Origin of the sequence: Porphyromonas macacae DSM 20710 = JCM 13914, assembly GCF_000379945.1 — a bacterium.
GTDB classification, from domain to species: domain Bacteria; phylum Bacteroidota; class Bacteroidia; order Bacteroidales; family Porphyromonadaceae; genus Porphyromonas; species Porphyromonas macacae.
Window position 1 is genome coordinate 474,982 of the sequence record NZ_KB904124.1, and the last position, 11,300, is coordinate 486,281.

General features: G+C 38.5%; 7 protein-coding genes. All 7 read left to right on the plus strand.

The window, feature by feature from the left end; translation table 11 throughout:
- Window positions 1–97 precede the first annotated feature (97 nt).
- The gene (locus A3GI_RS0102250; protein WP_018359857.1) at window positions 98–1,630 is read left to right on the plus strand and encodes a sensor histidine kinase; all 1,533 of its coding nucleotides are present in this window, start codon (window positions 98–100) and stop codon (window positions 1,628–1,630) included.
- A 147-nt stretch (window positions 1,631–1,777) separates the two neighbouring features.
- Complete coding sequence (locus A3GI_RS0102255) at window positions 1,778–2,482, plus strand: response regulator transcription factor (RefSeq protein WP_018359858.1); 705 nt, start codon at window positions 1,778–1,780, stop codon at window positions 2,480–2,482.
- Between the two features lie 175 nt (window positions 2,483–2,657).
- Entirely contained in the window at window positions 2,658–4,850 is a 2,193-nt protein-coding gene (rnr, locus tag A3GI_RS0102260; RefSeq protein ID WP_018359859.1) for a ribonuclease R, read from the plus strand.
- 630 nt (window positions 4,851–5,480) lie between these two features.
- A complete protein-coding gene (cas12a, locus tag A3GI_RS10290) occupies window positions 5,481–9,221 on the plus strand; it encodes a type V CRISPR-associated protein Cas12a/Cpf1 (protein ID WP_018359861.1) in 3,741 nt (1,246 codons plus the stop codon).
- A gap of 21 nt (window positions 9,222–9,242) precedes the next feature.
- Window positions 9,243–9,812: a type V CRISPR-associated protein Cas4 gene (gene cas4, locus A3GI_RS0102270; protein WP_026215879.1), complete on the plus strand. Its 570-nt coding sequence runs from the start codon at window positions 9,243–9,245 to the stop codon at window positions 9,810–9,812.
- On the plus strand, window positions 9,799–10,776 hold the full coding sequence (gene cas1 / locus A3GI_RS0102275; protein ID WP_018359863.1) for a type V CRISPR-associated endonuclease Cas1: 978 nt from the start codon (window positions 9,799–9,801) through the stop codon (window positions 10,774–10,776). The genes cas4 and cas1 overlap by 14 nt, the downstream gene beginning before the upstream one ends.
- A gap of 2 nt (window positions 10,777–10,778) precedes the next feature.
- The gene (gene cas2, locus A3GI_RS0102280; RefSeq protein ID WP_018359864.1) at window positions 10,779–11,051 is read left to right on the plus strand and encodes a CRISPR-associated endonuclease Cas2; all 273 of its coding nucleotides are present in this window, start codon (window positions 10,779–10,781) and stop codon (window positions 11,049–11,051) included.
- Window positions 11,052–11,300 lie beyond the last annotated feature (249 nt).

Sequence of the window (11,300 nt, forward strand, 5' to 3'; positions counted from 1 at the left end):
AAAATAAATCCAAAAGATGAAATAGGATTCTTTTTATTCTTTTATGTTAGTGATTTAATGTATATTTTTGAGTGAATATGGAAATAAGTAAATACTCATGAAACTCTATGACAAAAAGCAGATGCTTTATTTGTTCTCTTTTTTTATGTTGGTGGGAATAGTTCTTATGTTTATTACCCAAATAGAGTATCTAAAAAAGATAGAGCGTATTCACCGAGAGAACTTTTTTTTGCAGTGCAAAATGGTGTTGAATGAAGTGGCTGAGGAGATAGATTTGGCTGAGTTAATACGTTTTCATAATTCTAATCTGAAAGCCATTAGCGATCGCATGATGCATGAGAATGCTATTTCCAAGGAAACAGCTTTTCAATCCGGTTTGGATGATTTTGATACCCCGGATATTGAAGCTATTTTTTCTGAATTACAGGAAAATACGGATTCCGCCGAAATCGAGACTGATTTTTTAGCCAGGCCATCTAAGGAGCTTCTTCGTGATTTTTATTATTCACGAAAGAAATTGGATAGTTATTTACTGAAGTTTTTGTATGAATCCAAAAAGAATAAGTTATCTCAGCTGGTCGATCCTCATGCTGTGTTGAAATCCATACGAAGAAAGCTCTCTATGGTCGGTATCGATCATTCTTTTTGTTTACAAATATTTGATAAAAACAATAATCTCCTTTACGAGAATTATACGGGAGGAATGTCCCGTATACGCCCCACAGATCAGAATAGTCTGGTGCAGCATATTTTTGTAGGACAAAATGAAAGACCCGCATCTAATCCTTATATTCGCATTATTTTTGAAGAACCTCTGCTTGAGGGAGGCTGGAAAATGGGGTATCCGAGTTTTGCTGTTTCCGTAATTATGTTGCTTGCCACTGTTTTTGCTGTTTGGATTATGTTTCGGCAAATTAGCTTTCAGAAAAGAAAAACCGATTTTATAAATAATATGGCTCATGAGCTCAAGACACCGGTGGCTAGTCTGATATTATCGGGTCAGATGCTTAAAGGAAAAAAAATAGCCGAGCAACCGGAAAAATTGCGACGAATTATTGAGGTGATCGATACCGAATCTCAACGCATAAAGATGCTTGTCGACAAGGTGCTCCAGCTGGCCAAGTTCGATGATGGATTCGAGATCGAGAAAAAATTGCTTGATGTAAATGATGTTCTGCTGCCTATCGTCGAATCTGTTGCTTTGCGCATAGAGAATGAGGGTGGGCGTATTAATTTGAATTTGGATGCTGAGGATACCTGGATTTTGGCGGACGAAGTTCATTTCCCGAATATGTTTTATAATCTAATCGAGAATGCCATTAAGTATGCTCGCCCAAACGTTCCTCTGGAATTGAATATTTCAAGTTTTAATAAAGGTGTCAATTATCCACGCATAGTTTTGGAGATCAAAGATAATGGTATTGGTATATCCAAAGAAAATCTGAATTATATCTTTGAGCGTTATTACCGTGTTCCTACCGGTAATCAGCATGATGTTAAAGGTTTCGGTTTGGGTCTGGCTTATGTGAAAGGTATTGTGAAACAATTAAATGGAGATATTCGGGTTAAAAGTACTTTGGGTGAGGGCAGTACCTTCTGGCTGGAATTGCCTGTCGCGAAAGAGGCATGATGCCTTTTTTTGTTTGATTGCAGGTTTATTTGTAAATATCTGTGTGTGAATTCATTAATTTTGATTAATTTCATTGTGTAATATTATGAAAATCCAATTTTAATTGGTTTCGTTGCCTGTTTTAGTTTATAAACATTAAGAGAAGAGATGGATGAGCATTTGAAGGTATTGTTGTGTGAGGATGACGAGAGTCTTGGATTCTTGTTAAAGGAGTTTTTAGAGGTAAAAGATTTTACTGTGGATCTTTTTACAGATGGTCAGTTGGGTGCTGACGCTTTTTCCCAAGGGAAATACGATATATGTATTTTAGATGTGATGATGCCTCGTATGGACGGTTTTGAGTTGGCTGTCCGTATTCGGGAGCAGTCGAGAGACGTGCCGATCATCTTTTTATCCGCAAAGTCGATGAAAGCCGATATTTTGAAAGGGTTTCATGTGGGAGCGGATGATTATATGACCAAACCTTTTAGTATGGAAGAGCTATTACTGCGTATAGAAGCAATTATCCGTCGTACAAGAAGTCATGTTGAAGAGGCCGGCAATATTTATTATATCGGAAAATACGTTTTTGACTCTCTTGGCCAGACATTAACTCTTGGAGAAAAGGTTACTAAATTGACTACTAAAGAATCCGCTCTTTTGTTTGAGTTGTGTAAACATGTTAATGTCACATTGGAACGCTCTTATGCGATGACCAAGATATGGCCTGAAGAAAATTATTTTAATGCACGCAGTATCGATGTCTATGTGACCAAATTGCGTAAGATGCTGAAAGATGATCCTTCTGTTTCCATTAAAAATGTACATGGCAGGGGATATAAACTGGTTATTCCTTCCGGGGTCGAAAATTAGAATAGAAAAAACCGGCTGCAATATAGTAGAGCTGCTGATCGGCTCGTCTTTTTGTTGTGAGTAGTTTTTTCTTGAAAATAAGAACAGGTGTGTTGTCCTTTCTAATGAAACGAAAGGCCTTCACACCTTTTTATAATATTATGAAAGTTTAAAACCCAATTAAATATACCGAAAGATGATTAAAAAGAAAAAGGATATAAAAAAGATAAAAAAGAAGACCGGGGACAGAAAAGTAAAAAAACGTATTGATAAGCCTATTGGCGACGTGCTGAGACTTGCCGTAATGGCCGCTTTTGAGGAAAATCATACCAAACTGTTTAATTACAGGCAGATTTCCGGACGTTTGGGTATGGAAACGGTGGAAGACAGACATTTGGTGGCCGATTTGTTGGCTTCTTTGGCTAAGGAAGGTGTGTTAGCTGAGCCTGAGGAGGGACGTTATCGATATAATGTTCGCAGTCTCTCTTTCGAAGGGATATTCGATCGCCGGAATAATGGGCGTCATTTTGTTAATCCTGTAGATGGAGCTGCTCCTGTTCCTGTTGATGAGGTGAATTCGGGGCATGCCCTTCAAGGTGATAAAGTGCTTATCCAGCTTCTTGCAAAACGGCGCGGTCAGAAAGAGCGTCAGGGGCAGGTGGTTGAGATTTTGGAGCGTGCAGACTCCACTTTTGTCGGTCGTTTGGATTTGCATGACAACTTCGCTTTTCTCAATGTGGAGAGTCGCGATTTGGGCATGGATATATTTATTCCCGGCGATAAGGTTAATAATGCACGTAACGGCGATAAAGTCATCGTTCGTATCAACGAGTGGCCGGAGAGCAGCCGCAGCCCTATAGGGGAGGTTATGGTGGTCTTGGGAGAAGCCGGTGACAATGATGTTGAGATGAATGCTATCCTGGCCGAATACGGTTTACCCTATATTTACCCCGAAGTCGTTGAAAAAGCGGCCGATGCCTTGAGCGGAGAAATTACCGAAGCGGAATTGCGTGTGCGTGAAGATTTCAGAGGAGTGCTGACTTTTACCATTGACCCTGCGGATGCCAAGGACTTCGATGATGCATTAAGCTACAGAAAACTCTCCGCCGATACTTATGAAGTGGGCGTTCATATTGCCGACGTTTCTCATTTTGTAACTCCCGGGGATATCATAGATGAGGAGGCTTATAAGCGTGCCACCAGTATTTATTTGGTCGATCGCACTGTGCCGATGTTGCCCGAACGCCTTTGTAACAAGCTCTGTTCTCTCCGTCCCGATGAAGATAAATATGCTTACAGTGTAGTCTTTAAGATAAACGAAGAGGCCCGGGTACAAGACTATCGCATCGTAAAGTCCGTTATACGCAGTAGTCGCCGTTTTAGCTACGAAGAAGCGCAGGAAGTTATCGAAACCGGCCGGGGCGAGTGTCAAGAAGCTATTCTCAAATTGAATGATCTAGCTCAAAAACTGCGTGAGAGCCGCTTCAGTAAGGGCGGGATTGCATTTGATCGCGAAGAGGTCCGTTTTACACTTGATGAGAAAGGCAAACCTTTGGGAGTTTATATCAAAGAGAGTAAAGAGGCCAATAAGCTGATCGAAGAATTTATGCTTTTAGCCAATAAAACCGTGGCGTCGCATATCGGTAATCCCGGGGGAAATCCTGCTAAAGCCAAAACGTTCGTTTATCGTGTCCATGAGCAACCGGAGCCGGGCAAACTGGGTGATCTGTCTGACTTTGTCAGCAAATTCGGACTTAAGCTCAAGACTCAAGGTTCCAATATGGAAGTGGGTAGAAGCATCAACCGGCTTTTGGAATCGGTCAAAGGCCGGCCTGAAGAAAATCTTGTGCAAACGGTAGCCATTCGTTCTATGCCGAAAGCCTATTATTCTACCGAAAACTTTGGACATTATGGTCTGGCTTTCGACTATTATACCCATTTCACTTCCCCCATACGTCGATACCTCGATCTTATGGTGCACCGCTTACTGACCCGGTATATGCTCGAAGGCGGTCCGTCTGTATCGAGAAATGAGTATGAGGGTAAGTGTCAGCATAGCTCTGATATGGAACAATTGGCAGCCAATGCGGAACGATCATCTATTAAATATAAGCAGGTCGAGTTTATGAGCGAGCATTTGGGTAAGGTGTTCGATGGCGTTGTCAGCGGAGTTACCGAATGGGGGCTTTATGTGGAGCTTAGCCAAAGCAAATGTGAAGGACTGGTGCCTATTCGTATGTTGGATGACGATTATTATGAGTATGACGAGAAAGGGTATTGTCTGATCGGCCGTCGCACCCGTCGCAAGTATCGTCTTGGCGATGCCATAACAGTGCGGGTAGCTCAGGCCAATCTGGAACGGAAGCAATTGGATTTCGATTTGGCATAATTCTATATATTAGGTTTCTCAATTTTTTGTGAAAATTTTATCATTGTCTAATTTGAATTACTTTTGAGACAAGTATCCTATACAATTTCTACTATGATAGATATGAGGCGTGCTTGATTTTTTTACAGATAATTATTAGGTTGCGGCCGTGCTTCTTGCAAAGAAGTACGGCTGTAGTTTTATATATTCCTGATGATTCATGTGAAACTTATGGTTAAGAGCAGACCAAAGTTTGCAGTCAACCTGTGTTTTTACTGCTTTGGAGATGGTGTGTCATCATGCCCAAATTACAGCCTTACTTGCAACCTTCGGCTTCGGTCACATACTTCGGTGCGTTCCCTTCAGCCTCAGTCTTAGCGCCTTGTACTTTACGCATTCTGATGCACCTGAAAGGGGATGTGCCAAGCCTCACCTTCGAAATTGTCTCGTTGTAAAAAGGAAAACCCCAAGTTAACTTCATTTTATATTTTTAAGTGCACAATCATTTTTTTGTCAAGCATTCGATTCTGAAGATTTAAATTGGAATGTTTTTTATTTGTTATTTGTAGATTTTTTCTATCTTTTTATGTGATTTTTTCTAAAACACATCTCATCAAAAATATATTATATAAACTGATAAATATTGTTTTAATGAAAACACAACATTTTTTTGAGGATTTCACCTCTCTTTATTCTCTATCAAAAACAATCCGTTTTGAATTAAAGCCGATAGGTAAAACATTAGAGAACATTAAAAAGAACGGACTGATCCGGCGTGATGAACAGCGATTGGATGATTATGAAAAATTAAAAAAAGTGATTGATGAGTATCATGAGGATTTTATTGCCAATATTCTCAGTTCCTTCAGCTTTTCTGAAGAGATCCTCCAATCTTATATCCAAAATCTATCGGAATCCGAGGCTCGTGCCAAGATCGAAAAGACCATGCGGGATACTCTTGCTAAGGCTTTTTCAGAGGATGAGCGGTATAAAAGCATCTTCAAGAAAGAACTTGTTAAGAAAGATATACCGGTCTGGTGTCCTGCATATAAAAGCTTGTGTAAAAAGTTTGATAACTTTACAACCAGTCTTGTTCCTTTCCATGAAAATCGGAAAAATCTCTATACAAGCAATGAGATTACAGCATCTATTCCTTACCGTATCGTTCATGTAAATTTGCCCAAATTTATCCAAAATATCGAGGCATTGTGTGAACTGCAGAAAAAAATGGGAGCAGATCTGTATCTGGAAATGATGGAAAACCTGCGAAATGTATGGCCTTCATTTGTGAAAACACCGGACGATTTATGCAATTTGAAAACTTATAACCATTTAATGGTGCAATCGAGCATTTCCGAATACAATCGTTTTGTAGGTGGTTACAGCACAGAAGACGGAACTAAACATCAGGGGATTAATGAGTGGATCAATATTTATCGCCAACGTAATAAAGAAATGCGTTTGCCGGGATTGGTTTTTTTGCATAAACAAATTCTGGCCAAAGTCGATTCCTCTTCTTTCATTTCAGACACTTTAGAAAATGATGATCAGGTCTTTTGTGTATTGCGCCAATTTCGAAAGCTCTTTTGGAATACTGTATCTTCAAAGGAAGATGATGCAGCTTCTCTGAAAGATTTGTTTTGTGGATTATCTGGTTATGATCCCGAAGCCATATATGTATCCGATGCCCATTTAGCTACTATTTCAAAAAATATATTTGATCGTTGGAATTATATCTCTGATGCCATCAGAAGAAAAACTGAGGTTCTAATGCCACGAAAAAAGGAATCTGTGGAGAGGTATGCCGAAAAGATTTCCAAACAGATAAAGAAACGTCAAAGTTATAGCCTTGCAGAACTTGATGATCTATTGGCTCATTATTCCGAAGAGTCTTTGCCTGCAGGTTTTTCTCTTTTGTCATACTTTACTTCATTGGGTGGACAGAAGTATCTGGTAAGTGACGGTGAAGTTATTCTATATGAAGAGGGTTCAAATATTTGGGACGAAGTCTTGATTGCTTTTAGGGACTTGCAAGTCATACTTGATAAAGATTTTACCGAAAAAAAACTGGGTAAAGATGAGGAGGCGGTCAGTGTGATTAAAAAAGCGTTGGACAGTGCTCTTCGTCTGCGAAAATTCTTTGACCTTTTATCCGGAACCGGTGCGGAAATCCGGCGCGACAGTTCTTTTTATGCTTTATATACCGATCGAATGGATAAACTTAAGGGGCTCCTTAAGATGTACGATAAGGTGCGAAATTATCTGACTAAAAAGCCCTATTCCATAGAGAAGTTTAAACTCCATTTTGATAATCCGTCATTGCTTTCCGGTTGGGATAAAAATAAAGAACTGAATAATTTAAGTGTGATTTTTAGACAAAACGGGTATTACTATTTGGGTATAATGACACCAAAAGGTAAAAACCTTTTTAAGACTCTTCCAAAATTAGGGGCAGAGGAAATGTTTTATGAAAAAATGGAATATAAGCAGATTGCTGAACCTATGCTTATGCTACCCAAAGTGTTTTTCCCGAAAAAAACCAAACCGGCATTTGCCCCGGATCAGTCTGTTGTTGATATTTATAACAAAAAAACATTCAAGACAGGTCAGAAAGGTTTTAATAAAAAAGATTTATACCGGTTGATCGATTTTTATAAAGAAGCACTTACAGTGCATGAGTGGAAATTGTTTAATTTTAGTTTTTCTCCTACCGAACAGTATCGCAATATTGGAGAGTTTTTTGATGAAGTGCGTGAACAGGCCTATAAGGTCAGTATGGTTAATGTGCCGGCTTCTTATATAGATGAGGCTGTGGAGAACGGCAAACTTTATCTTTTTCAGATTTACAACAAAGATTTTTCTCCTTACAGCAAAGGTATCCCCAACCTGCATACTCTCTATTGGAAAGCTCTTTTTTCTGAGCAAAATCAATCCCGGGTGTATAAGCTATGTGGAGGTGGTGAGCTCTTTTACAGAAAGGCCAGTTTACATATGCAAGATACCACTGTCCACCCCAAGGGCATCTCTATTCATAAGAAAAACTTGAATAAAAAAGGCGAAACATCCTTATTTAACTACGATTTAGTAAAGGATAAACGTTTTACGGAGGATAAGTTCTTCTTTCATGTTCCTATTTCTATAAACTATAAGAATAAGAAAATTACGAATGTCAATCAGATGGTTCGAGATTATATAGCTCAGAATGACGATTTGCAGATTATTGGTATAGACAGAGGAGAGCGCAACCTTCTATATATATCTCGTATAGATACTCGAGGAAATTTGCTTGAACAGTTTTCTTTAAATGTAATCGAATCCGATAAAGGAGATCTCCGTACGGATTACCAGAAAATACTTGGAGATAGGGAACAAGAGCGTCTTCGCCGGCGTCAGGAATGGAAAAGTATAGAATCCATCAAGGATCTCAAGGATGGGTATATGAGTCAGGTTGTACATAAGATTTGTAATATGGTGGTTGAACACAAGGCCATTGTTGTATTGGAGAACCTAAACCTCTCTTTCATGAAAGGACGTAAAAAGGTGGAAAAATCCGTTTATGAGAAATTTGAGAGAATGCTCGTGGATAAGCTTAATTATTTGGTGGTTGATAAAAAAAATCTATCTAATGAACCAGGCGGGCTTTATGCTGCTTATCAGCTGACTAATCCATTGTTTTCATTTGAAGAGCTTCATCGTTATCCTCAGTCGGGCATTCTCTTTTTTGTGGATCCGTGGAATACCAGCCTTACCGATCCCTCTACGGGTTTTGTCAATCTTTTAGGGCGCATAAATTATACAAATGTCGGGGATGCACGAAAATTCTTTGATCGTTTTAATGCAATTCGTTATGATGGAAAGGGCAATATTCTTTTTGATCTGGACCTGTCTCGTTTTGATGTAAGGGTCGAAACTCAGCGAAAACTTTGGACTCTCACAACTTTCGGATCACGGATAGCAAAAAGTAAGAAATCGGGAAAATGGATGGTAGAGAGAATAGAAAATTTGTCATTGTGCTTTTTGGAATTGTTTGAGCAGTTTAATATTGGTTATCGTGTAGAAAAAGACTTGAAGAAAGCTATTTTAAGTCAAGACAGGAAAGAGTTTTATGTTCGTCTTATATATCTCTTTAATCTGATGATGCAGATACGTAATAGTGATGGTGAAGAGGATTATATCCTGTCTCCTGCATTGAATGAAAAGAATCTTCAGTTTGATTCTCGTTTGATTGAGGCGAAAGATTTACCTGTTGATGCAGATGCTAATGGAGCCTACAACGTCGCACGTAAGGGGTTGATGGTGGTGCAGAGAATTAAACGCGGCGATCATGAATCGATTCATCGGATAGGTCGTGCCCAATGGCTCAGGTATGTGCAGGAGGGTATAGTAGAATAATCTTAAGCCTGTATGATAGTTATGGATTGGTATATTCCGCTGAGTTATTTGAATGATTTTGTATTTTGTCGTTTCTCCATATATTTTCATAATGTGTATATGGAGAGCGACAGCTCTCTTTATTATGCCGCTCCTCAAATAAATGGGAAAAATGCACATCGCAGCATCGATAACTATTCTGTGTCAAGTGTTTCAAATAGATTGACAGGTATTTCCCTTTTGAGTGAGCATTATGGTCTTTATGGCAAATTAGATCAGTTTGACATAAAAAGGGGGCTTGTTGTTGAACGAAAAAATCATCTTGCCAATATTTATAAAGGTCAGATTTATCAATTGTGGGGCGAAGGATTTTGTTTGGAAGAGATGGGTTACGATGTTCGGGAGTATTGTTTTGTGGAATATTCCACTCATAAAGTCTTTTCGGTGCCTTATCCCACAGATGAAGATAGAGCACAGTTCTTGCGGTTCATAGATGAAATCCGATCGTTTGATCCTGCAGTTGAAACTCCGGATGTTAATCCTCAAAAGTGCAGTCATTGTATTTATTCTCACTTGTGTTATCATAATCATGTTGCCAATGTTTACGACTAAGGATTTGGAATACCGTTCGATTTTTGTGATTCATTGTTTTAATCAGCGATCTCTTCGTTTAAAAGATGGAGAATTATTACTTGAAGAAGAAGATGCTAACGGAAGGATGAAAACCCTGACAAAGTTCCCTTTTCAGAAGATTCTGGCTCTTTTTATTGTTGGCAATGTGACGCTTACCTCTCCTTTGATAGAGAAATGCAGAAAGTTTGATGTGGCAATAGTGGTAATGAAACTAAGTTTGCGTCCGGTATTCTTTTTTAGTATTCCGGCTGAAGCTAATTTTCTTTTACGTGCAAAGCAATATGCTTATGATAAAAAAGAGATGAATCTGCCTGTTGCACTGGTTCGTCTTAAGATAGAGAGCCAACGCCTCAATTTACAGAAGAGCAAACGTAAGGATGCACTTACGCTGACTGCTGTTCGTTGTTGTGATAATGCTTTGAAAGTTTTACCATATTGTAATAATTTGAAGGCTCTTTTAGGCATAGAAGGGTTTGTTGCAAAAAATTATTTCGCAGCTTATTTTCAGGATTTTTCCTGGTATTGCAGATGTCCACGACTGAAGAGTGATTATATCAATGTTGTTTTGGACATAGGTTACACAGTGTTGTTTAATCTTGTGGAGGTTTATTTGCGATTGTTTGGTTTCGATTTGTATGTTGGCGTTTATCATCAACTATGGTTTAAGCGTAAATCTTTGGTTTGTGATCTTGTAGAGCCTTTTAGGCCGATCATAGATCACCGTGTGCGGGTTGCTTTGAACCGAAAAGAGATCAAGAAAACCGATTTTGAGAAAAGAAGAAGTGAATATTACCCCAAGTCTGATACAGCTAAAATGCTGTATATAATGTTTTTTGATACGCTTATACCCTATAAGAATGATTTGTTTAGATTTGTTCAAGGATATTATCGGGTATTTATGAATGATCAACCGGGTGTCAAGTTACCCTCAATAAGTCGTTAATTATGCTTATTATAAGTTATGATATTAAAGACGATAAATTAAGAAATCGTTTTATGAAGGAGCTTGTAAAAAATGGAGCTATCCGGTTGCAGTATTCTGTATATGAGTTTAATAATAATTCGAGGTTGGTTACACATATACTTGCACTTATAGAGATGTCTTTTGCTCCCAAGTTTACAGCAGATGACAGTATCGTCATTTTTGAAACGGAAAGAAATAAACTCATAAAGTATGGTAATGCTATCCATCGAGATAAACCCGTTTGTTATTTCTGATATAAAGTTTTGTTAATCAGTTTTTTATAGTTTTTTGAAGCAAGGAGGGGGGGGATAAAATGAATTTCTAATTCGTAGAATAGACTTTTTAACTTGTTAAAATACAGAGAGTTTCTTATCTTTGTTTTGTCTTATTGCAGATTTGCTGCCTATAAGGCTTTAGTAATTTCTACTATTGTAGATCCCGAACTGATTTTTACTGCTGGGCGACTAGCCTATAAGGCTTTAGTAATTTCTACTATTGTAGAT

Coding starts and splice junctions, on each gene's coding strand:
- cas12a (WP_018359861.1), top strand. CDS start 5,481: ATGAAAACACAACATTTTTTTGAGGATTTCACCTCTCTTTATTCTCTA.
- cas4 (WP_026215879.1), top strand. CDS start 9,243: ATGGATTGGTATATTCCGCTGAGTTATTTGAATGATTTTGTATTTTGT.
- A3GI_RS0102255 (WP_018359858.1), top strand. CDS start 1,778: ATGGATGAGCATTTGAAGGTATTGTTGTGTGAGGATGACGAGAGTCTT.
- cas2 (WP_018359864.1), top strand. CDS start 10,779: ATGCTTATTATAAGTTATGATATTAAAGACGATAAATTAAGAAATCGT.
- cas1 (WP_018359863.1), top strand. CDS start 9,799: ATGTTTACGACTAAGGATTTGGAATACCGTTCGATTTTTGTGATTCAT.
- rnr (WP_018359859.1), top strand. CDS start 2,658: ATGATTAAAAAGAAAAAGGATATAAAAAAGATAAAAAAGAAGACCGGG.
- A3GI_RS0102250 (WP_018359857.1), top strand. CDS start 98: ATGAAACTCTATGACAAAAAGCAGATGCTTTATTTGTTCTCTTTTTTT.